Source organism: Neobacillus sp. S1227 (assembly GCF_055385255.1).
The window spans coordinates 2751801-2775692 of the sequence record NZ_AP038276.1; the positions used below are offsets into that span (position 1 = coordinate 2751801).

The window sequence follows — 23892 nt, forward strand, 5'->3', positions numbered from 1 at the left end:
ATTAATAAACTCGAGTCAAGTAGTTCCCACCGTAGTAAATTGTTTGTGAATGGCATAAGCAACTTCTTTCCCTTGCTGGGCGGCCGTTACAACCATCGCTTCCCCTTGTCCTTTGCCAAAAATCACATCGCCGCAGGCAAATATGTTTGGATTTGATGTCTGCAATGTATCCGGGTCAACCTTGACCACCCCTCCGTCGTGCTCTAGGCCAAACTTCTCAATTAAAGAGAGATGTCTTGTTTGTCCGATAGCTTTCACCACAGCATCAACCGGAATTACATGTTCTGACCCGACAACTGCTAAAGGACGTCGCCGTCCATCCGTATCAGGTTCGCCGAGCTTCATCTTTATACACTCAATTCCTGTCACCTTGCCGTTCTCACTGCCAATAATCCTTTGCGGTGCAGTCAGCCAGCGGAACTCGACACCATCTTGCTTGGCAAACTCATATTCAAAATCGTAGGCTGTCATTTCATCTACGGTTCTTCGATAGAGGATCTTCACGTTTTCAGCCCCTAGCCGAACGGAACAAGTCGCACCATCAATGGCTGTATTCCCTGCGCCAATTACAACAACCCGCTTACCGACAAAATCATTCGATAGTTTCCCATCTTTGGTTTTTTTGACAAATTCAATGGCATCATAAACCCCGTCCAGCTCCTCGCCTTCAATGCCGAGACTTGGCACATGTGCCATTCCAGCCGCAAGGACAATCCGGTCGAACTCTTCTGTTAATTTTTCCATTGAAATGTCTTTTCCTGCCACAGTATTGGTTCGAATGGTGACATCTAATTTTTCCACCTGCTCAACTTCCCAAAAGGAAATCCGCTGCGGTAACCGGAATGAAACAATACCATACGTATTGAGGCCGCCAGCCTTTTCAGCTGCTTCAAAAATAGTCACCTCATAACCTAGCCGGGCAAGCTCACGGGCCGCTGATAATCCGGCCGGACCACCGCCAATAATGGCAATCTTCTTTCCGTTTGATTCCCCTTTTACAAATAGAGTTGTATTATTGTGGATCGCCCAATCTGTTGCATAGCGTTGTAGATTGCCAATCATGATCGGTTCTGTGGAGTGATTCAGGACACATGCACCCTCACAGAGTTCCTCTGTCGGGCATACTCTTGCGCAGCTTGCTCCTACTGGGTTTGCAGACATAATTGTTTTTGCAGAACCAAGCAAGTTTCCTGAGGCAATTTTTTTAATAAAGGCAGGAATATTGATGCCTGTGGGACAGGCCTTGATACATGGGGCATCATAACAGTAGAGGCAGCGATTAGCTTCTTCAATCGCTTCTTGATTCGTAAGTCCCGGCTCAACCTCTTGAAAGTTTTTTTCAAGATTCGTTAAGGAAATTCGTTGTGTTTTTTCGTTTGCCAAATAAAAGCCCTCCCTTTTTTGTTCATTAAATAACATTAATGAAAGCGCTTTAATATTTAGATTTTTTAACCCCCTCATTTCAATATTTATTTTATAAAAATTCTTGATACACCATAATTCTACAGTTTATAAACCGGCGTTACATCTTACACCCAGATAAATAGTTCTACCTATTCTTTTTAATCACTATGTAAAAAAGATTCTATCAGATACACAAATAGGATCACTGTACTCTTTTCTGAACACTCTTTCAATTTAACACAGTTCATCTGAAAAGATTGTAAAAAAATGGCGTAATGTCAATAATCATTACACACTTTTTTATCGACACTTTTCTTAATAAACAAAAATGTGCTCCCAAAGGAGCACATACATACTGTTAGGCGTTGAAATACTTGCCAAGTTCGATAATCATTGCGCCCATTCTTTCATTTTCAGGCACCACGAGGCGATTTACACCTTCATCTCTCAATGCTTCAGCGGTCACTTTTCCCACTGCTGCAGCAACTACCTTATTATTTAGAGAATGTACAATATGATCATAAATATTTTGCTTACGTGCATAATCAAAAAGCGAGTGAACCTGTGTTGCTGTAGTAAAACAAACAGCATTACAGTCGATAGTCATTAATTCTTGAGACAATTTTTCAACAATCGCCTGCTCAGGCGCGATGTGCTGATATGGGAGGATTTTTTGGACCGATCCGCCTCGGCTTTCAAAAAACGCCGTTAACGTCGGTGCCCATTCACCGTGTAACTGTATCATAATTTTTTTATCGGAGAAATCGTAGGACTCAAGTGCTTGAACTAAGCCCTTTGTAGTACCATCCTCTGCTGCGGCAACCGGCTGTACCGATAATTTTTTCAGCACCGAAATCGTTTTATATCCCCTTACCGCCACCTTAGCCTCACGCAGTCTTTTTAAGAAAAGCTCCTCCAAACTAACCGTTGCCGCTATGCTAACGAGTGTTTCGGTTCCAATTCCGGTCGTAAGGATTACCCAATCAGCCCCATTTTCAACAAATTTCACTAATTCAGGCTCCACTTCCTTTTCAGCCAAAAAAACTGTCCCTTGAAGGGGCCGAACGATTGGAATTCCGCCTTGTTTCTCAATGATCGTACTAATCTCTTCGTTTTTTCTTGATCCGCAAATAATAATCTTTTTCCCCTTCAACCCTTTTTCGTTCATATTTAACTCCTTCTTATTCATGTATAAGCTTAAATAATTTTTCCAAGCCATCTAATAGTCTTGGTGATGGACGGCAGTAAAGTTCTTCCTCGAGGATGAGAATCCGATCATCTGTCAAATAGTTTAATCGTTCAAAACCGGGCCGATTCTTGACTACATTCTTCTGAACCTTCTCCCTTCGGACTCCTACCCAGGCTAGGCATATAAAATCCGGCTTACGGTTTATCACATCTTCCCAACCGGTCTGGACGCTCGCCAAGTCTACATCCCCGAAGACGTTCTTCGCACCCGCTGCCTCCGATAATTCAGTCAGCCAATTAATTTTTCCCGGCGTGAAAATCGGCTTTGGCCACCATTCCCAATATAAGGCCGGCCGATTAGGTACCTCCGCTGCTAAGGATTTAATGGCTTCGAGTCTTTCGCGAAATTCCTTCGCAGCCGTCGTCCCCTGTTCCGGCACTCCAAGTATTTCAGCTGCTATAATTAAGTCCCGCTCAATATCGTATAATGATTGCGGGTTTAAAACTATATGAGGAATCCCTCGCTCCTTTAGAGCCTCTACATTTTTCTCCATTCCGGGCACACTTAGTGAAGCTAGAACCATATCTGGCTGCAGCTCTTCAACTATGTCCATATTTATTGATAAATCGGGCCCCAATTTAGGCAATTCTGAAACAGATCCAGGCCAATCTGAAAAATCGTCAACACCCACTAAAAGGTGTGTCAAGCCGAGGTACTCCATCAGTTCTGTATTACTCGGACACAATGAAATTACTCGCAAAGCTTCCCTATCCCCCTTCGAAATACTACTTTTATTTATTCATTATATATAAAAACCAGGCATCCGTAAGGAATACCTGGTAAAAAATTTGGCGCGGATTAATTTCCTGCTAATTTAGTTGTTACTTTGGTACCTGCTGGCTTTGTTTCACCAGAATCTTCTGCCTGCTTTGCCCGCTTAATAAAGAGGGCAAGGACGAGTGCAACTGCCGCGATAGCTGTTGCAAAGACGAAGGAATAATTGATTCCATCTAACATGGCTTTCATCATAATTTCTTGTTTCATTTGCGCGATAACTTCTGGTGTTGGAGGCTGGGCAGCGTTTTTCATGGCTGCCTGGGCAGCTGCCCCAAGTTCCTCTGCCTTTGTTGTTGTCCGGTTGGTCATAACTGTTACTAACAAGGCAGTACCAATGGCGCCAGCCACCTGGTTTAAGGTATTGTTCATCGCTGTACCATGTGGATAGAAGCGGGCTGGCAATTGGTTCAAACCATTTGTTGATACAGGCATCATGACCATCGACATTCCAAACATCCGGATGGAATATAGAATGATCAAGTGTGTATAAGAAGTATGCAGCTCAAGCTGACTGAACATATAAGTTGTTACGGTCAATATAGTTAAACCGATAAGCGCCAAGATCCGTCCGCCAAACTTATCGAATAATTTTCCGGTAATCGGAGACATGATCGACATTAATATCGCTCCAGGCAGCAGCATTAAACCTGCATCCATAGGCGAAATGCCGCGAATGGTCTGAACGTATATTGGAAGTAAAATCATCCCGGAAAACAATGCCATATTGACAACCATGGCGATTGCAGAAGATAAAGCAAACATTGGGTATTTATAAACTCGGAAATTAAGTAAAGGATTTTCTTGCCTTAGCTGTCGCAAAATAAACACAATCAAGCAGATAACACCAATAATAATTGAGCCATAGACAATAGGATCATCCCAGCCGCCCTGGCCCCATGTACTGCCGCCAGTGTCTCCTGAAGTATTTCGCTTTCCGGCAGAACTAAATCCATAAAGGATTCCGCCAAAACCCAGACTAGATAACGCAAGTGAAATTAAATCAATACGCATATTCACTTTTTCTTTTTTATCCTTCAGTAGGAAAAAGCCGATTAATACTACAACGACGGCTATTGGTGTAATGAAGTGGAAGAGCATTCTCCAATCATAATGTTCAATAATCCAGCCTGAAAGGGTTGGCCCAATTGCTGGTGCAGACATTAAGATGAGGCCGAACACGCCCATAGCTGTTCCCCTTTTTTCAACAGGAAAGCTTACTAACATAACATTCATCAAGAGCGGCATTAAAATAGCAGAACCTGAAGCCTGAAGCATCCGCCCTCCTAATAATATAGGAAATACGTGAGCAGTTCCGGCGAGAATAGTTCCAGCCAAAAATAATAGCATCGCCGATAAGAACAATCGTCGAACTGAATATTTTTGAATTAAATAAGCTGTGGAAGGAATTAAAATTCCGTTTACGAGCATGAAGCCGGTTGTTAACCATTGCACTGTTGATGCTTCCACATCCAAGTCCTTCATGATCGATGGCAAAGCAATATTTAATAATGTATTATTTAAGAACGCAATAAAAGCACCGACCATTAACACCGCTATAATGCCATATGGCGGCCGGCCGGACTTATTTATGGTTTGATCCATTCTATTTCCCCCTATAAACTAGTTGTTCATTTTTTTATACACCTGTTTCATACTTACATAATAATATACGCGCTGTTCAATTTTTGCAATAAAAAAATCTGCATGTTTAATTGGTTTGTAAACTAGTAATAATTCAGGTACTATGATTTTATACACTCGGTACAAAAAAAAATCAAGGTGATAAATGATGAATGAGCGAAAAAAGCATGTTGTCAAAATGGCACATCAGCTATTTATTGATAAAGGATTTCAGTCAACATCGATTCAGGATATTTTAGATTACAGCGGCATTTCCAAAGGAACCTTTTATAATTACTTTTCCTCAAAAAGTGAATTATTAATTGCAATTTTCAAATCTGTTTATTCGGAATTAGCGACATTACGAAATGAGCTGTTAATTGGCCAAGATCGTTCTGATATTGAAATCTTTATTAAGCAGATTGAACTACAATTAAAGACCAATCGAAAAAATAAGTTAATTCCCCTTTTTGAAGAGGTTTTGGTTTCTAATGATGCCGACCTAAAGCAATTTATTGAACAGGGAAAAGTAAAGAACATACACTGGATTTACCTTCGTTTAATTGATCTTTTTGGTGAAAAAAAGAAAGACTATTTATTAGATTGTTCCATTATGTTTATGGGTATGCTTAGAGAGAACCTAAAGTTTTCGCTGTTGGCCCATGATTTAAATGCCAATCTCAGCCATGTCGTACGCTATACGGTTAACCGGCTTGTAAAAATGGTGAATGAAGTGGCTGAGCAGGATGAGCAATTAATCAGTCCGAAAGCATTGGAATACTGGTTCCCTGATTGTAAAAAAAATCAGCATGATTTTCAAAAAAGGATTCATCATGCTATTTTTACTATTAAATGCAAATTGGGCCAAAATGAGCAATCTGCCTCTATTAGCCTTTTGGATTTTATTGAAGAAGAGCTGCTCGATACAAAAAAACCTCGTAAATTTCTAATTGAAAGCGCCCTTCTTTCTTTACATGCACAACTAGGAACCATTCTGAAGGTAGACCTGAAGAAATTGGAAAGTATTGTTGAAGATTTCTTTAACAGTCTCGATAATTCTGAAGATTAATAGAAAAAAGCAGTCCTTTTACCTGGTTTTGGTAAAGGGACTGCTTTTTTAATTTATTACCCCTTTTGTACAAATGTGCTAGGCATGACAACTGCAACAACTTCGCCTTTACTACAAAGAGTTTCAGCTGCAAATACTTCGGTAGTCACCTTAAATTTCTTTGGGTGTATCTCCTCCACTATGCCCACCGCTTTTAATGGTATTCCTTGGGGAGTTGGTTTCATAAAATTGACATTTAAGGACGCTGTGACAAAACGAGGCGGTTCCGCTCCTTCCCCCGGTTCATGACCATTTTTCCGGTGCAGGGCCAAAGCCGCTGAACCCGTACCATGACAATCAATTAAGGAAGCAACAAGCCCTCCATAAACAAAACCTGGCAGCGCTAGATGTTCAGGTTTTGGAGTAAAGATGGTGACTGTTTTTTCGCCTTCCCAGCCGGTCCGAAAGTGATGACCTTCTTCATTTAAGCGACCGCAGCCATAACACCAGGCAAAATCATCTGGATATTCATCCTGTATTGCGTTTAACACCAACTCCTCCATCTTGCTTACCCCCTAAACACTTTTTAATAAATCTCTATTTAATTCGGTAACCGTGCGTTTACCAGATAAAGCAAGTGTTAAGTCAAAATCGGCGATTAGGTTTCTCAAAACTTGTTTAACACCGTCTTGACCCGCCAAAGCCAAACCGTACATATAAGGACGTCCGACCAAAACTGCCTTCGCTCCTAAAGCGAGAGCTTTAATAATATCTGAGCCTCTACGAATTCCGCTGTCCATAAGTACCGGAATTTCACCATTCACAGCGTCGACGATTTCCGGTAAGGCATCGATTGCGGCAATCGCACCGTCAACCTGTCGGCCGCCGTGATTGCTGACAATGATTCCATCTACACCATGTTCTACTGCAAGCCTTGCGTCTTCGGGGTGTAATATTCCTTTCAGTAGAATTGGTAAGGAAGTTTGAGCTTTAATGAATTCAAGGTCCTCCCATGTTAGAGTCGGATTTCCGAAAACCCTTGCCCACAGCATGATAGCCGCTTGCAAATCCTCTTGTGGTGATTTGTCTAGTCTTGAACAGAATACGGGGTCTTCCAAATAATTGCCGATACCCTGAGCTTCAAGGAATGGCAGATAGGCATTCTCAATATCCTTTTCGCGCCAGGCCATCATCGGAGTGTCCAAGGTGATGACGATCGCATCATAGCCAGATGCCTCCGCCCTTTTCACCATACTCGCTGCAATTTCCCTATCTTTACTCCAATATAATTGATACCAGCGGGGAGCTTGTCCCATCTCACCAGCAATTTTTTCCAAACTGTATGTAGAGGCTGTACTAGCAATGAACGGAACATCCATGGCCGCAGCTGCCCGTGCTGTTGCCAGTTCACCTTCGGGGTGGACAATAGACTGAACACCAACCGGGGCCAATAAAACGGGATAGGCGTATTTTCTTCCAAAAAGTTCAATGCTTAAATCTCTGGAGGATGTATCGCAAAGCATTCTTGGCACAATCTGCCACTTTTCAAACGCCTTGTTATTTTGCTTCGCAGTGATTTCGGCGCCTGCAGAAGCAGCTACATAATAATATGGCTTATTTTCCAGCTTCTCCTTCGCCTTTGCCTCTAGCTCTTCGTAGGATACCGGGATGATATTTTTCTCGTACTGCTGATAAACCTTAAATTGGACGTGATTACCGAAACTCATTTTTTTCTTCCTCTCCAATGAATTTTTTCTAAAAATACTTTTTTAAAATAATGTTTATCGAAAACGTTTACAATGTCATAATATCATTGGAAAAATAGCTTGGTCAACGAGTTGACGAAATATTATAAAAACATTTTTTTATTTATAGTGAAAATAGGAAAAAGAAGGAAGTTGTGTATCTTCCTTCTTTTACATTACAAAATGTCAATCTTGTTTAGTAAATATAAAGGATTAAAGGGGCGAATACAGACATAATGATGGCAGCGGTTATCATAGCAATGCTTCCCATCGCACCCTCAAGTTCACCCCACTCAAACGCCCGTTTAGCCCCGATAGCCTGCGCTGATGTTCCCAATGCCAGGCCTTTGGCAACTCCACTTTTTATACGTACGTGCTTTAACATTGAAGGCCCAACAATAAGCGATAAAATACCGGAAATCAGAACGAACATCAAGGTTAGTGAAGGGCTTGCGCCCACCGATTGTGAAATAGAAAGTGCAATGGGGGCGGTAACAGATTTTGGAATGAGGGTAATCATTATTTCCTTATTGATATGGAGCAACTTGGTCAAAAACACAACCGTCGCCACACCCGTTATGGTACCGGAAAGGACCGCCCATAGAATGACCAAAAAATATTTTTTTATTAGCTTGATATGTTTGTATAAAGGAACAGCTAATGAAACAGTGGCTGTTCCCAAAAGCAGGGAGAACACCCCAGAACCAGAAGTATAATCCTCCATATTTATGTGGAACAACGAAATCATCGAAATGATGAAAACTGTAACGGTATATAAAGGGTTTAACCACGGCTTATGATATCTCTGAAAAACCTTCAGTCCGACTAGGTAGCTGATTACCGTGACGGCTGTACATAAAAGGATGCTTTCAATCATTTTTTCCATTTTGCCTCCCCCTCTTTGTTTTGATTTCGAAAAACTCTGCCATTCCCGCCGTAACAAGCAATACTGCGATGCTGCTGGATGCGAGTATGGCAGTCAGTTTTAATCCTTCGACCCGAAAGATACCAGTATAGTGCCAAACTCCGACTGCAAAAGGAATAAAAAGAAGTGTAATATGTTTGATATGGAGCTGTGCTATCGCTTCGACCCACTTGAGTTTACAGACCTTTAATGCCAAACCTAGAAACAAAAGGGCCATTCCAACGATGCTTCCTGGAACAGGAAGATTAAGCCATATCACTAGACCATTTCCAATAAGATAAATCAAAAGGATTGTGATAAATTGAACAAAATATCGAACCACCGGTTCCCACCCCCTGCCAGCTCATTTTTATTGTTTAACGAGCAGGAATCGTTTTAATGTTGCAAGTATGACATATAGCGAAGGAACATTCTGCAAATTTGTTAGGTTTTCTAACACTGAAATTTAAATCAAAGCTGATGTTTGTGAGATATCCTAACTTTTTCTAAAAAATAAAGTTGACTAAATTTTCAGGGAAATTATATGATAAAATTTAGGGAAGCTAAATATTTTAGGGGGAATGCATGTATGGATAAAACAAGCGAAAAACGGCTAATCAGGTCCGAAGTTCCCGAAGATTTCACTTGGAATCTCAGTGATTTATTCCCATCTTTGGCGGCATGGGAAGCAGAGTTAGACATAATAGATAAAGAGATTACCCTCTTCGATCAGTTTAAAGGTACTTTACATACAAGTTCTAAAGCTTTGCTTGATTGCCTGTCGGCACAGGAGCAGCATTCGATGCGGATTATCAAAGCTTGGACATATGTGAACTTAAAGCAATCGGCTGACGGGTCAGATCCGGAAAACCAAGCCAATTCCGCAAAATTTGCTTTATTACGGACAAAGAGTATTGCTGCCCTATCGTTTATCAATTCGGAAATCCTTGATTTTGAAGAAGGAACCCTTGAAAAGTTTTTTCAAGAAGAGCATAGGCTAGAACCATTCCGAAAAAATTTAGAAGAGCTTTTTGATACAAAAAAACATCGGCTTTCCCCTGAAACCGAAGAAGCGCTTGCCGCACTTGGGGATGTTCACGGTGCCCCTTATCAAATCTATCAAATGACGAAATTGGCAGATATGGACTTTGCGGCCATTCATGATTCAAACGGAAACGAGCTTCCGGTTTCCTTTGCCCTTTTTGAAAGCCGATTTGAGTTTTCGGAAGATACTGATGTCCGCCGAAAAGCCTATAAGTCTTTTGTTTCTACGCTTAAACAATACACGAATACAATGGCTGCTACTTATGCAACAGAAGTGAAAAAGCAAGTTACACTTGCCCGACTGCGCAATTATGAATCTGTCACCCACATGCTGTTGGAACCGCAGCAGGTTTCGCTTGAAATGTATAACAATCAAATAGATATTATTTATAAAGAATTGGCGCCGCATATGAGGCGATTTGCGCTTTTGAAGAAGAAGGTTTTGGGCCTTGATGAGATGCTGTTCTGTGATTTAAAAGCACCGCTTGACCCGGATTTCAATCCAAGTACCACCTTTGAAGAAGCCAGCCAAGTAATATTGGAATCTTTGAAAGTCATGGGACCTGAATATTGTGAAGTGATTGAAAGAGGTTTTAATGAAAGATGGGTCGACAGGGCCGACAATATTGGCAAATCAACCGGGGCCTTCTGTTCAAGTCCTTACGGGGCACATCCGTATATCCTGATTACTTGGCAGGATAACATGCGCGGTTGTTTTACCCTTGCCCATGAATTCGGCCATGCTGGACACTTCTTTTTGGCGAATAAAAATCAAAGAATCATGAATGTCCGTCCTTCGATGTATTTCGTAGAAGCGCCTTCAACGATGAATGAAATGCTATTAGGACAGTACTTATTGGACACACATAAAGCAGATAAGCAAATGCGCCGCTGGGTCATCCTTCAGCTTTTAGGAACTTATTATCATAACTTTGTCACCCATCTTTTGGAGGCTGAATATCAACGCAGGGTGTATGCTATGGCAGAGGAAGGCAAAGCGCTGACAGCCAAAACATTAACCGAAGTTACTGGTTCCGTGCTTTCTGAATTCTGGGGTGATGCTGTAAGCATTGATGAAGGTGCGCGCCTTACTTGGATGCGCCAGCCGCACTACTATATGGGCTTGTATCCATATACTTACTCCGCTGGTCTAACAGTTTCCACTGCCATGGCCCAGATCATTCAGGAAGAAGGCCAGCCTGCTGTTGATAGATGGCTCGAGGTCCTTCGCGCTGGCGGAACCATGAAACCGTTAGAGCTGATTAAACACGCTGGCATTGACATGTCTGGCCCGGAACCTATCAAGAAAGCAGTAGCTTATGTTGGGTCACTAATCGAGGAACTTGAGCAGTCTTACGAATAAAAGTTTGGTGTCAGGCACCGCATAAAGACAAAAAAGACAAAATGTCCACAGGCTGACATTTTGTCTTTTTTGTAAATAATTGAATTTCATAACCACTGGAGCTCCCATTTCTTCAGTAGTTTGGGTGTTATGAACCTTTTATAACGACCGAAGTTCTAATTTTTACGGTCGATTGGGAGTTATGAGCTCTTCATAACGACCGGGGCTCTGATTCCTTCTGGCATTCGGGAGTTATGAGCCCTTCATAACGACCGGAGTTCTAATTTTTTCGGGCATTCGGGTGTTATGGAGTCCTTCATAACGACCGAAGTTCTAATTCTTACGGTCGATTGGGAGTTATGAGCTCTCCATAACGACCGGAGCTTTGATTCCTTCGTTCGTTTGGGAGTTATGAGCCCTTCATAACGACCGAATTTCTAATTTTTACGGTCGATTGGGAGTTATGAGCCCTTCATAACGACCGGGGCTCTGATTCCTTCGTTCGTTTGGGAGTTATGAGCTCTTCATAACGACCGGGGCTCTGATTCCTTCGTTCGTTTGGGAGTTATGAGCCCTTCATAACGACCGGGGCTCTGATTCCTTCTGGCATTCGGGAGTTATGAGCCCTTCATAACGACCGGAGTTCTAATTTTTTCGGGCATTCGGGTGTTATGGAGTCCTTCATAACGACCGAAGTTCTAATTTTTACGGTCGATTGGGAGTTAGGAGCTCTCCATAACGACCGGAGCTTTGATTCCTTCGTTCGCTTAGGAGTTATGAGCCCTTCATAACGACCGGAGCTCTGATTCCTTCGTGTGTTCGGGAGTTATGAGCCCTTCATAACGACCGGGGCTCTGATTCCTTCGTGCGATGTGGTGTTACGAGTTCAATAGAGTGTCAGGCACCATGCCCAATACCAGTGGTGTTATGTTTTGTTTTGAAGTGGTGAAACAAATGATGAATGAGCCCGATAAATACGGTCACCCATGCCCCCATGGCGATATAGACCATAATGTGCGGGATAACGGTTAAAAATGGCACCCTCAGGGCTTTTGATAATTGAAATGTACTCAGCGTGTACATAGCAAGCGGAAAGGCCATTCCCCAAAATTGCGGGTCATAGTTTAGCGGCTCACGGTGATATAAATGCTTCCATACCATCAAAATGAATAAAAGCGGTATCCACCACGTACCGGTAATCCAAAAGAATAACGTAAATCCCTTAATAAATGGCGTTATTTCAATAAGAAATGACCAATTTTGTGAATTTAGAATCAATGTAGCACCCGCTAAAGTCGTAATGGCAACTGCGCCCATATTAATCCAATAAGGCGGTGTCATAGCAGAGAATTTCAACTCTATAAAAGTAAATCGATAAAATATAAGAGTAATAATGTTGATATACAGCATGCATCCTAAAAAGTACATACACAAGGTAAAAAATAAAACCATTTCCTTCCCTGCCAATAGATGCGGGGAAAGCAAGGTACCGAGAATAGAAATAGCCTGTGTGGCCACAACCGCAATTAACCATCCACCGTTAATCCCGTCTGCCAAAGAAGGTTTATCATTTCTAATGGTTACAGCTGCGAAAAACGTATACATGACCAAAATCCATAAAAAAATGGCAAGGTACCATAAAAAGACCGCAATCGAATAATTCTTTTCAACAATAATAAGCTGGCTTCCGAGCACACTTGTACCAGCGACTAAGGTGAAAAAACCGGGTCCTTTTGTATGACTTGAGATGTCTGCTCTTAGACTGGGAAAATATTTAATTAACCGGACCAATGTTAAAAACCATAGAACAACATACGCCGCCACATTAACATATAACAAAGTTATCGAGATTAGTTTCATTCCAAGCAAAAAGGCCGCAATCGATAATGCGCCGGTTGCCATCACCACAGCGAAATACCCTGGAAAAAGCGTTTTCGCTGTTTGCCTTATAAAATTTATCATCTTCCCCACTCCTAGGATGCAAAATATCACTACTATAACAATAACATTTTTTCGGACTCTGTGATACAGTTCATAGACCAATAGCCCCCCCCTTCTATATACTGTCAATAGATTGAAAATTCAGGAATATCGAAAGGGGTTTTTATTGTTATGAATTTATTGCTTTCTGATGAACAGACTCAACTCCAAAAAATGGTGAAGGATTTGGCCGTTGAAAAAATATCACCTATATCTAAACAAATTTATCAAAATGGCGCTTTTCCAGCTGAAATTTTCTCCCTTCTTTCCAAACAAGGATTGATGGGATTAATGCTCCCGCCGGTTTTTGAAGGAGCTGGTGCAGATACATACAGTTTCCTCATTACAATGGAATCCATCGGCAGGGCTTGCCCATCGACAGCCTTCCTATTCAACACACATCTGGCTGCCTCATTAGCCATTCTTGCATTTGGTTCGGCCCCGCAAAAGGAAAAATACCTAAAGCCTCTGGCACGGGGTGAAGGGATTTGCGCTCTTGCAGGGACCGAATCAGGCGGAGGTTCGAATCCTTTTACCATCCAAACAACAGCAGTTAAAAATGGGGATTCTTATATTTTAAATGGAACAAAAACCTTTATCAGTGGTGCAGGCTTTGCAGATGTTTATTTGGTGATGGCGAAAACAATTAATGAATCAGGCAAAGCTGGATTAAGTATGTTTTTAGTTGAAAAAGGTACACCTGGATTTACCTTTGGAAAACTGGAGGATAAACTTGGAATGCTTGCCCTCCCAACAGGAGAATTACTCTTTGAAGATTGCCGCCTCTCTGTTGATGCACTACTCGGATCAATTGGATCCGGTCTTCAAGTAATGGGTGTGGCAGGCGGATTGGCCGCTTTAGGCGCGGGTGCCATCGCTTTAGGATTAGCTCAGGCCGCCGTTGATGAGACAAAGACCTATCTCAAGGAGCGTCAAATCCTCGGGCAAAAACTAGGAGAAATGGGTGCTGTTCAAATGCGATTTGCTGATATGCTGATTGAACTTCAAGCTGCCCGAAGCCTTTTATACCAAGCTGCCCATGACAGGGACACAAGTAAACACGGACCGATTCCCACCGTCTTTCAGGCTAAAATCAATACCACGGAAAAGGCATTGCAAATCATTGATACGGCTATTCAATTACACGGGATGTATGGTTATTCCAAAGAATATCCGTTCGAACAATATTATCGGGATGCCCGTGCCTTGACGATACATTTTGGCAATAATGACGTGATGAGATCGAATATAAGTAAAATGGTTCTTGGAATTTAAGAACCGGCTTAAGGCTAAACGTTTATAATAAAATGAAAAAGGGCTCTGATTTTTTAAAATCATTGCCCTTTTTGGTTTTCCTATTATTTAATCTTCTGAATCCTATTTTGGATGTTGTACGTGAACATTTTTGGCTGAGCCTGAATGTAATTCACCAAAACATCTAAATCTACCGGACCAATCTCTTTATTTGTGGCTTTAGTAAATTCTGTGAAACCGTCTCCTCCCCCAGAGAGGAAGATATTGGCCGCTACTGTATAGGAAGCATTCGGGTCTAATTCCGTTCCATCAGCAAGCTTGATACTTTGTACTCTTTGGCCAGCAGGTTTCGTTGAATCCCAAGTATAGGTTAACCCAGAAATCTGAAGCATGGTCATTTTCGAGTCTATCCACTGCTGGTTAAGCAAATTGCGAATTTGCTGCCCCGTCATTGCCATTTTCACCATATCATTATTAAACGGCTGAACCGTATACACTTCGCCCCATGTGATATCCCCCGGATCAAGATCTGCGCGGATCCCGCCTGGATTCATAAATGCCAATTGCGTTCCTAGGGCCTGCCTTTGTGCATCTGCAATGAAATCGCCTAGAACCGATTCACCATTTTCGTTTTGCTTGGCTGTTAATGGTTCTGTGGTAGAACCAACAATACGGTTTACAATAGGTTCAATTCTCTTTTCATAACTCTCAATCATTTGCTTTATTTCAGGGTCTGGGTCTTTACCCTCCTGGAAGGTTGTCACAATTTCACCTCTTTTTGTGACAATATCCTTCGTTTTTGGATCAATCTCGATATCGACATCAGAAAAGGCCGTTCCATAAGAGTAGGCTTGAACTATTAACTTATTATCGATTGTGGCATTCATATAGGCATGGTTATGACCGCCAAAAATTACATCCACTTCATCATCAACACGGTTTGCAATATCCACCAGCTGGCCAGTTGGGTTTTCCCCATTAGGACCTGAAGTACCAGGATTATGGGCTAAAACGACAATCGCTTTGACACCTTGCTTTTTCAATTCGGCAACGTTTTTATTTATCGCTTCGACCTCATCCGTAAATTGCAAACCTGCTACACTGCTTGGTACCACTATAGTGGGAGTTTCCGTCGTGACAACACCGATAAAGCCGATTGGCATTCCATTTATTTTCATGACTTGGTAAGGCGGCAAGATCGTTTTGCCTGTTTCTTTATTAATAACATTGGCTGCCACCCAAGGGAATTTGGAGCCTGCGAAATTGCCTGTTTTCGGATGTGATCCGCCATGGATCAGACGAAGCAGTTCATTTACCCCTTCATCAAATTCATGATTTCCCACGGTACCAATATCAAACCCCATTCGGTTTAAGAACTCAATTGTCGGTTCATCCTGCAAAAGCGCCGAAACGGGCGGGCTCGCGCCTGCCATATCACCTGCCTGGACAAGGAGCGTGTTTTTATTTTCGGCAGCACGCTGCTTTAAATAAGCCGCTAAAAAGTCAGCCCGTCCAACTGGTTTCCCGTTTACCTTACGGGTTACGTTTAACTGGCCGTGTAAATCATTTATTCCCAAAAGCTGAATCGGAATATAGCGCTGACTCGGGCCTGGCGGCTTCTGTTTTTTCTGTTTTGTTTCTGGCCGATTGGAAATATGTCCGTGGTATTCTTCCGATAACCCTTGGCCGCCATTTTCCCCTTGATTCTGTCTGGCTGTTTCAATACTGTGAGTTTCTGAAATTACTTCATGATGGTGTTGGCCATCTGTCCCTTGCGCAGAGACTTGCAAATCACCCGCCCAGCCCATCAAGGAAAAAATAATCGCAAAAACAAATAACTTATTAATCCATTTCATGCCATTTCCTCCCTGTATTTTATTACAAACCAAAGCTATTTTTCGCTTTGTAAAGAAGGAATATGTATTCAAAAAGTAACCAATAAAAAAGTGGTGTCAGGCACTTTATCCAATATGGATACTTGTGCCTGACACCACTAAAACATCTAATGACCCTGTGCATAAAGGGATTGATAAGCTGCGGATGTTCTTATTTCAATGGTTAATTTTCCTTTTCCGTAAATGGTTTTGATTAATAACGGCACTCCTGTGGTGTTTTGGAATTGGAAGTCTTTGCCGCCGTAAGAGACAGTGGCATCACGGCCAGAAGGGACATAGCCAACCGAAAGTGAATGGTGATTCCATTCAATATATTCCACCCCAACTTTGTCAATTGCATTAAACAATGTTGAAGACGTTTGGCAGATACCACCGCCAATCCCATCTACTAGCTTCTTATTGACGATTTCTTTTGCGGGCTGATATCCATGAGCAGCATCACTTGGCCCGACAGTTGTATTAAAGGAAAAAACGTCTCCAGTACCAACAATAACATTATCAATTGCTTGGCCTGATAGTTCGATATTCTTAGAGCGCCCAGCCACTCTACTGTCAAAGTAAGTCGAGTATGATGCCAATACTACTTCTCCCAAACCAGCTATATCTTCAGGCTTATAGCCGCTTTCTGTCACATAAATCGGCAGCATCACATCCCCGCCTGTCACGGATGCCGCCATTATTTTTTCCACCAATTCCGATTCTTCAAGAATAATCCTCGGTTTTCCTTTAATTAATTGGCCATTAGCATCGATTTTATCAAGAACCATCTTTTGATCATATCCCGGTGCTGCTTCAGTTCCTCTCGCCAATTCCTTCGCCCATTTTTCAAGTTCTTTTTGATAGTCTTCTTTATTTGTTTCAAAGCCCATTTCTTTCGGTGAAAACGTTCTAATAATTGCCTTAGTATTTGGATCAATAACATTGACTGTTATAGGCTTTGGTTCTTCCTTCTTAGGTTTTTCTTCTGCTGTTTTAGCAGGCTGTTTGGCCGGTTCTGCCACTTTTGGCCCGGTGGTCTCTTTGACCGTTTTTTCAGCACAGCCGGCCAATCCTAGTAAACTACCAATTAAACAAATTGGCACGACCCACTTCCACTTTCCCATTACGCAACTTCTCCTCTTATCCTTTATCTAGTTGTCCGAGTCAACACTATACTTGAGACCACTCAACTATCCTATTCCGGATTACATGTCAATATGACTAGGTATTTTCCCGTCTGCATCAAATGACCATAATAAACGACAATATATGTAATGAGAAAACAGGGATTATTATCCAGTCCTTTTAAATTATATAACAAAGGTAATGTCGAAGTTTGTCTGTTTGTCTGACTAAATAAAAAAAGGAGATTCAGAAACCTGAATCCCCTTACTGCTCACATGCATAATTATCTTTGTCACGATCCATTTTCGCCTGATAGGCAGGATGTCCCTCAGGAACACCGTTAGGATACACCTTCCTTAATTCAGTGCAATTCTTGAAAAACTCCGATTTATTCCCCGCTGATGTGCTTGCATCCGTTCCGCTCGAAGAAGAACCTGAAGACGTGCTGCTCCCTGTTGAATAGGAATTGCTGCTTTTTGAATTAGAACTTCCATCTAGATCACCCTTCGTCGTTCCATCTGCACCATATGACCAAAGACCTTTATTCACTTCACGTGCTTCGCGGGCAAATTTCACAAAAAACTCGCTGTATTTAACATCCGGTGGATAAGTGGAAGGTTCCGCATAGCCATTTAAGACCAAATCTGCGTTGTACATTTTGCTGCGAATTTCCGCTTCATCCATATCATTTGTAGGTACACCCATCCAGATAATCCGTAAATAGCGCCCATAGCGATCGGTTGACGATACATCCTTTTGCAGCCAAACCTGTTTTCCGGCTAGCTTTGATTTCGTATAATCACTGGCTTCCTTCCCGTAAACTTCATGTCTAGTCGTCGATTCCGGCGTGTTAACCCCAACAAAGCGGATTTTTCTTCCGTCTGAAGTAACAATCGTATCTCCGTCCACTACCCTGCCAACTGTGACTAGCTCTAAACCAAGACTTTTGGCAAGTTCCTCTTGACTTTGCTTGGGCTCAGAAACTGGCTCGTTTGTATTCCCCTCTTCTGCAGTTTGCGTCGATCCTTTTTCTTCAGCGTCTATCTTTTTATTCGTTGTTTCCTTTGAAACTGTATCTACTTTTGTATTGTTTGTTTCTTTTGATGCAGAATCGTTAGAACATGCTCCCAACAGTAATGAAGTAATGAGGGAAATGACAATAACCCAACTATGGTTCCATTTAAGTCTATCCAAAGCTATTCTCTCCTTAAAAAAAATATACCGAACTATTCAACTAGTTTACTATAGCATTTTTCGTGATAAATTTCTTTGGATTTACTTATATTTACCATGTAAATATGTGTATTATCTAAAGGCTCTTTTCTTCGTAAAGTTTGTTGTTTTTGGGAATAACACTGTCCGTTCCTTTCCGCTACAGGCGCTCAGCAAACCCGCGGGGAGGAAGTCGAGCCTCCTCGACGTTCCGTCTGCGGGGTCTCGACCTTTCCTCTATTTCCCGCAGGAGTCAAGCGCCTTTCGCTCCAATCCACTCGGTGTTTTCAATATAGTTAAAAGCAACATCTCTGAGAAAAGAGCCTATCTAAAAAACTCCCATTCGTAAAAATGGGAGTTTGAAGTCTTATTTTCGTTTATTGTTATTGCCTCTTGTCACACGTCCTAAAATGAAGGCTCCAGCTGCAACACCAAGAATTGTGTTTGTTTTCTTATTGAATACTTGCTTCGCCACAAGATTTAAATTCTGCGGTCTTTCGGCCAGACGACGCATGAAATAGCCGTACCAGTCGTTGCCAAATGGGACATACGTACAAAAATTATAGCCTTCTTTTGCGAGCTTTAACTGCAGGTCTTTTCTAAAACCATACAGCATTTGAAACTCAAATTTATCGTTAGGAATATCGTTCCGTTTAACAAATTCCTTCACATGATTAATGATTCGATGGTCATGAGTGGCAATCGATGTAAATTTGCCGTTTAATAGGTGCCATTCAATCAGCTTGATGTAATTGGCATCAATATCCTTTTTATCCTGATAGGCAATCTCTGCAGGCTCTTTATATGCACCTTTTACAAGGCGAATCCGATAGTTTTTATATTTTTCAAGATAATCCATTGCCTGATGGAAATAACCCTGGATAACAGTACCGACATTATCATACTCTAAAGAAATATCATCCAATAGATCAAAAGTTGGCTGAAGATGCTTGAAATCTTCCATGTCGATATTGACAAACATGTTATATTGATTTGCCTTGTCAACAATCTCCCTGACATTGCTTAAGCAAAGACTATAATCAATATCTAACCCAAGCTGCGTCGGTTTTAAAGAGATATGCGCATCTGCATTATTACTATGTATTGCATCAATAACTTTAAGAATCTGGTCCCTAGCAGCTGCTGCCTCTTCTTCTTTAAATACAAACTCACCCAAATTATCGACAGTACAGGAGATTCCGTTGGCGTTGAGGTCTTTAATACTCTTTATTGCTTCCTCAATATTTGTTCCCGCAACAACACTTTGTGCTCCCATCTTCAGTCCGTACTTTTTGGCAGTACTATTAAGGAATTGATTTTGCGATAGACTCATAAAAATATCTTTTAACATCATGACTGCTCCCTTTTACTGATGTATTCAAATTACAAAAAATATTATAGCATACGCTTCCAATAAAACTTATTTTGAGAAAATTCAAAATGAATCTAGTTTATATCCAATTATCGTCACCGCTGTCCCAATCTCTTTGATCATAAATATCCTGCTGGTCATTGTTGTCTGAATTGTCATAATCATAATCCCGGTTAGGTTCATCACCTATCTCTTCCTGGAGCTGTTCGATTTCATCCTCTTGGATAATATTTTGGTCCATCAGCTGCTGCATGATTTCATGGTCCTGCAGATGCTGCATTGCTTGAAACTGATCAAAACTAATTCTGCCTTGTTCAAAAAGATAGGTCAATAAAGCCCCTGCTGCTATACCCCCTGCAAAGGTTCCAAAACGTCCAAAACCATTGTGGCCAGGTGGGTAATAATCTGGCCTGCCGTAGTAATTTCTGCGGGGCGGTTCCATGATTTGTGGACGATTGCGATTGGTTAATGGGCGAATAATCAAAAAATATACTAATAAGATAATGATTATGATGCTCGTAAAAGTCATTTTCATCCCTGCCCTAGAAATAGCTTAAGCCCGTCTGCCTATAGTATTTCACTTAAGTTATATTTTATTTTCCCTTTCTTCTTATCGCCAGGAGGCGGTGTTGTTCAGGCACCAAATGAACCATTTTCATTTATGTTCAAGTAATAATTTAGTGTTTTGGTTAGACCGCTATGAAGATCATATTTTGGCTCCCAGCCCAAAAGTGACTTAGCTTTGGAGTTGTTAAGGCGGCTGTGAAGAATATCTCCACTGCGGGCTTGCGTGAAGATTGGCTTGATATTTTTAGAGGAAAGTTTGAAGATAGATTGATAGAGTTCATTGATGCTAGTTTTTGTATTGCTTCCAATATTAATGGTTTCATTCGTACCGCTATTAAGCGAAAGCACATTAGCCTCGGCAACATCTTTCACGAAGACGAAATCTCTTGTCTGCTCCCCGTCGCCATAAATTAAAGGCGAACTTCCTTGAAGAACCTTTTGCACAAAAATCGAAATGACTCCGCCTTCACCTTTTGTGCTCTGTCGGGGTCCGTATACATTTGCATATCTCAATATCGTATATGGAAGTTGATGCAAACTGTTAAAGGCTTTGATATACATTTCCGAGGAATACTTGGAAATCCCATAATAGGATAAAGGCTGAACAGGGAATGTCTCCTCTATACTTACATCATCCTGATTCCCATAGACAGCACAGCTTGAGGAAAAGATAAATTTGTTCACATTAAAGCGCTGGCTATTGGCCAAAAGCTGAATTGTTCCGAGAATATTTTGTCTGGCATCCCCCGCCGGTTCTTTAATTGAATAGGCTACATCTACCTGTGCCGCTAGGTGAATAACCGCATCCGGACGTTCCTTTGCAAAAACAGTCTCGATCTGCGGCGTGGTTATATCTGCCTTATAAAAGGGAACATCCTTTTCAACAAACTCAAGACTTCCTGTGCATAAATTATCGACTACAACCGGATCATGGCCGGACTTTACTAAATCTTGCACAACATGTGAACCGATAAACCCCGCTCCACCTGTTACCAGCACCTTCATCTATACTCACTGCCATCCAGATCAGCAAGACTGCCCTGCTTCGTTCTCATCAAAAAATAATCCCCCTTACCTTCATAAAAACCTAATATAAATCGAGCTCCTTCCCCCAAACCACGATTTTCTCAAGGTATCTTTTTAAAAGGAGGCTCTTTTCTCCGTTTAACACCCTTCGTAAATGATTAAGCAGTTTTTTTTCCAAAACCCTTTGCAAATAAGTCATTTTTAAAAGATTAACGGGATCTTCTCGAAAGGAGATTCCATACTTTTCCATTTCTTTGTTGTAAATGTCTACACAGCGGCTGCGAATGTCCTCATCGTTCTTATGCCAATCAGCGCGGAAATCAATAAGCAGTTCAACAAGTACAACAAGATCATACCAGCAAGGTGCGTATTTAGCGGATTCCCAATCAATCAATTGAACAGGCCAATTGTGTTCATCACTCGTATCTTGACAGCAAATATTGTGAATATGAAGATCACCGTGGATGAGGCACTGACCCGCTTCGATGACTTCAGGAAAAAATAATGGTCCCTTTCCCAAAATGACTTTAATGATATCATAAGCTGGTTCTACCACTTTCCTTAAATCTGGATCCTTCATGGCTAAATCCAGGTATTCCTTTGTTTTTTTAATATGCTTGATTCTCTCCGCAGTCAACTCCTTAGACTCATAATGGGGAAGCCATGAATCAAAAAACGTCGCATGCTTATCCGAAAGACGGTTGTTAAAAGTAAGGGCATGAAACTTAGCTACCGTTGGTATTATCCGTTCCAGATGATAAGGTCTCAGCTTAATCTGACCACGAACGGGCTTCAAGCATTCAGTAAACAGCCAGAATTCACCATTTTTTACATCAGACTCCAGCCAAATCATTTTCGGCATCATTTCCTGAAAAACAGGATAAGCCTTACGATACATATTCATTTCTACCAGGTGGTTTTCTTTTAGCGGTTGCTTAAAAATCTTCAGGATGACTGGAACGGTTTCTGATTCAGAATTTAAGGTTAGTTTCCAAACGCTGGTTTTAACCCGTGAATTTTTCAAACATTCTATTTCGACTAAGGTGACGGGTTTTTGAAGAACACCCGCAAACTTTTCTTCCCAGGCATAGTGCAGCCATTGGCTGAGAATTTCTTCCTTACTGGTCAAATGAAATATCCCCCCTTATATATATTTTTTTAGTTCCTGCCCCATAAATTGCGAAGATGTGATACAAAGCTGCGAATAAATGGGAGAGGATCGTCCCACCTGAACAGCGCTTCGACCTTTTTCCCAGAAAGACCCTTCAGCCACTCAAAAAATGTCATCTCGCCAAGTCTTTTCTTTTGCCGGTAAGACAAGAAATCACGAACTAAGTAGACCCATTTGATTCCATCCTTCTGCACTACGACCGGCTTTGGATTTTGATTTGTAAGTGATAAATAATATAAATATGCTAAATCAACGCCACAAGCAATCGATAAGCCTTGAGTCAAGCCGATTCTTGGGTTAATTTCGATAAATTTAAACTTTCCGTCACTAGGATCCTTCTTAAACTCAGCAATAGCCAATCCTTTCATTTCGATAGACCTTAGAAAGGGTATTGCCAGATCGATAACTTCTTCCTCCCTTTTGCTGACGGCAAGTGCTGAAGAGCCAAAGTTGGGTGGAAATTGATGAAGCTTTTGATTCATCCACAGACCTTTCAAATCCATTTTCTTATCAAAAAAGGTTTTTACGGAGAAAATGGCATTTTCTTCACCAGGTATAACTTCCTGAATCATTAGCTCTCCATATTGGCGATAAAAAAGAAATTCCTTTTGAAGCTGAGCAGCATCTTCAATCAAGATGGCTTTTTTATAGAGCTTGTGGTCAATATTGGAGCGAAAATGAGAGGAGTGGACAGGCTTTAAAATGCAGGGGAAGATTATCTGCTCAATAATTTGTTCAATCTGCTGTTCATCATTTACGAAAAGGGTCTTCGGACAGAGGACCCCCGCTTTAACGGCTAATTCATAGGTGAGTCGTTTATCGAGGACTGCTTCGATAAGAGAATGATCTGGCAATAAAAAACGGTAGTATTGCGATAAAACGTACCTATTTCTTGAAATAAACCGGACATAATCATCCGACCCAGCTAACATGACCGCTTTCTGCGGGAAATTTTGCCCAACCTGGCAGAGGAAATAAAGCAGCTCCTCTTCCTCCGTCACCGGGTTTGGACAGGCGCCGCAAATGGCATGCCGCGTTTTGCCAATTTTGTATTTTCCTATAGTATCAAATGAATAAACCGCAATCCCTTTTTGGGCCAAGCTCCTAACAATACCGATTCCAGTGGCACTCATATCAAGGACAACAGCAGGGATATCATGATTCATATGCTTCACATG

20 protein-coding genes are annotated in these 23892 nt (G+C 41.5%); 3 read left to right on the forward strand and 17 right to left on the reverse strand.

Annotated features, from left to right (window positions below; genetic code table 11):
• Positions 1-15: 15 nt before the first annotated feature.
• From ACZ5AE_RS13920 to ACZ5AE_RS13935, 4 genes are all read right to left on the reverse strand, one after another.
• Positions 16-1383: an NAD(P)-dependent oxidoreductase gene (locus ACZ5AE_RS13920; RefSeq protein ID WP_464573243.1), complete on the reverse strand. Its 1368-nt coding sequence runs from the start codon at positions 1381-1383 to the stop codon at positions 16-18.
• A 379-nt stretch (positions 1384-1762) separates the two neighbouring features.
• Positions 1763-2593: a uroporphyrinogen-III synthase gene (locus ACZ5AE_RS13925; RefSeq protein ID WP_464573245.1), complete on the reverse strand. Its 831-nt coding sequence runs from the start codon at positions 2591-2593 to the stop codon at positions 1763-1765.
• Positions 2586-3353 carry a cobalamin-binding protein gene (locus ACZ5AE_RS13930; protein ID WP_464573247.1) on the reverse strand — a complete coding sequence of 256 codons (768 nt, stop codon included), beginning with the start codon at positions 3351-3353 and terminating at the stop codon, positions 2586-2588. The genes ACZ5AE_RS13925 and ACZ5AE_RS13930 overlap by 8 nt, the downstream gene beginning before the upstream one ends.
• Positions 3354-3451: 98 nt before the next feature.
• Complete coding sequence (locus ACZ5AE_RS13935; protein WP_464573249.1) at positions 3452-5032, reverse strand: DHA2 family efflux MFS transporter permease subunit; 1581 nt, start codon at positions 5030-5032, stop codon at positions 3452-3454.
• Between the two features lie 184 nt (positions 5033-5216).
• Here ACZ5AE_RS13935 and ACZ5AE_RS13940 point away from each other — a divergent pair, with 184 nt between their 5' ends.
• A complete protein-coding gene (locus ACZ5AE_RS13940; protein WP_464573251.1) occupies positions 5217-6119 on the forward strand; it encodes a TetR/AcrR family transcriptional regulator in 903 nt (300 codons plus the stop codon).
• A 56-nt stretch (positions 6120-6175) separates the two neighbouring features.
• Here ACZ5AE_RS13940 and ACZ5AE_RS13945 read toward each other — a convergent pair whose 3' ends face one another.
• The 4 genes from ACZ5AE_RS13945 to ACZ5AE_RS13960 all read right to left on the reverse strand — a co-directional run bounded on the left by ACZ5AE_RS13945 (position 6176) and on the right by ACZ5AE_RS13960 (position 9090).
• Entirely contained in the window at positions 6176-6661 is a 486-nt protein-coding gene (locus ACZ5AE_RS13945; RefSeq protein WP_464573253.1) for a PaaI family thioesterase, read from the reverse strand.
• 12 nt (positions 6662-6673) lie between these two features.
• A complete protein-coding gene (locus ACZ5AE_RS13950) occupies positions 6674-7825 on the reverse strand; it encodes a lactate 2-monooxygenase (RefSeq protein WP_464573255.1) in 1152 nt (383 codons plus the stop codon).
• A gap of 214 nt (positions 7826-8039) precedes the next feature.
• A complete protein-coding gene (locus tag ACZ5AE_RS13955) occupies positions 8040-8729 on the reverse strand; it encodes an LrgB family protein (protein ID WP_464573257.1) in 690 nt (229 codons plus the stop codon).
• Positions 8713-9090, reverse strand: a complete 378-nt coding sequence (locus ACZ5AE_RS13960) for a CidA/LrgA family protein (protein WP_464573259.1) — start codon at positions 9088-9090, stop codon at positions 8713-8715. Before ACZ5AE_RS13960 ends, ACZ5AE_RS13955 begins: the two co-directional genes overlap by 17 nt.
• A gap of 246 nt (positions 9091-9336) precedes the next feature.
• Here ACZ5AE_RS13960 and pepF point away from each other — a divergent pair, with 246 nt between their 5' ends.
• Positions 9337-11154, forward strand: a complete 1818-nt coding sequence (gene pepF, locus ACZ5AE_RS13965) for an oligoendopeptidase F (RefSeq protein WP_464573261.1) — start codon at positions 9337-9339, stop codon at positions 11152-11154.
• A gap of 876 nt (positions 11155-12030) precedes the next feature.
• Here pepF and ACZ5AE_RS13970 read toward each other — a convergent pair.
• Positions 12031-13095, reverse strand: coding sequence for a tellurite resistance/C4-dicarboxylate transporter family protein (locus tag ACZ5AE_RS13970; RefSeq protein ID WP_464573263.1), 1065 nt, complete (start codon positions 13093-13095; stop codon positions 12031-12033).
• 150 nt (positions 13096-13245) lie between these two features.
• On the opposite strand from ACZ5AE_RS13970, the gene ACZ5AE_RS13975 reads away from it, so the two are divergent.
• Complete coding sequence (locus ACZ5AE_RS13975; protein WP_464573265.1) at positions 13246-14388, forward strand: acyl-CoA dehydrogenase family protein; 1143 nt, start codon at positions 13246-13248, stop codon at positions 14386-14388.
• Between the two features lie 83 nt (positions 14389-14471).
• Here ACZ5AE_RS13975 and ACZ5AE_RS13980 read toward each other — a convergent pair whose 3' ends face one another.
• The 8 genes from ACZ5AE_RS13980 to ACZ5AE_RS14015 form a co-directional block, all read right to left on the reverse strand.
• Entirely contained in the window at positions 14472-16223 is a 1752-nt protein-coding gene (locus ACZ5AE_RS13980; protein WP_464573267.1) for a bifunctional metallophosphatase/5'-nucleotidase, read from the reverse strand.
• A gap of 146 nt (positions 16224-16369) precedes the next feature.
• Positions 16370-17365, reverse strand: a complete 996-nt coding sequence (locus tag ACZ5AE_RS13985; RefSeq protein ID WP_464573269.1) for a VanW family protein — start codon at positions 17363-17365, stop codon at positions 16370-16372.
• Positions 17366-17630: 265 nt separating this feature from the next.
• Positions 17631-18560, reverse strand: coding sequence for a thermonuclease family protein (locus ACZ5AE_RS13990; RefSeq protein ID WP_464573271.1), 930 nt, complete (start codon positions 18558-18560; stop codon positions 17631-17633).
• Positions 18561-18945: 385 nt separating this feature from the next.
• On the reverse strand, positions 18946-19932 hold the full coding sequence (locus tag ACZ5AE_RS13995) for a proline dehydrogenase family protein (protein ID WP_464573273.1): 987 nt from the start codon (positions 19930-19932) through the stop codon (positions 18946-18948).
• 97 nt (positions 19933-20029) lie between these two features.
• Positions 20030-20479 carry a hypothetical protein gene (locus ACZ5AE_RS14000; protein WP_464573275.1) on the reverse strand — a complete coding sequence of 150 codons (450 nt, stop codon included), beginning with the start codon at positions 20477-20479 and terminating at the stop codon, positions 20030-20032.
• 104 nt (positions 20480-20583) lie between these two features.
• Positions 20584-21522 carry an NAD-dependent epimerase/dehydratase family protein gene (locus ACZ5AE_RS14005; RefSeq protein WP_464573277.1) on the reverse strand — a complete coding sequence of 313 codons (939 nt, stop codon included), beginning with the start codon at positions 21520-21522 and terminating at the stop codon, positions 20584-20586.
• 82 nt (positions 21523-21604) lie between these two features.
• Positions 21605-22672, reverse strand: coding sequence for a phosphotransferase (locus ACZ5AE_RS14010; protein WP_464573279.1), 1068 nt, complete (start codon positions 22670-22672; stop codon positions 21605-21607).
• Between the two features lie 29 nt (positions 22673-22701).
• Positions 22702-23880, reverse strand: a complete 1179-nt coding sequence (locus tag ACZ5AE_RS14015) for a carboxylate--amine ligase (RefSeq protein WP_464573627.1) — start codon at positions 23878-23880, stop codon at positions 22702-22704.
• Positions 23881-23892 lie beyond the last annotated feature (12 nt).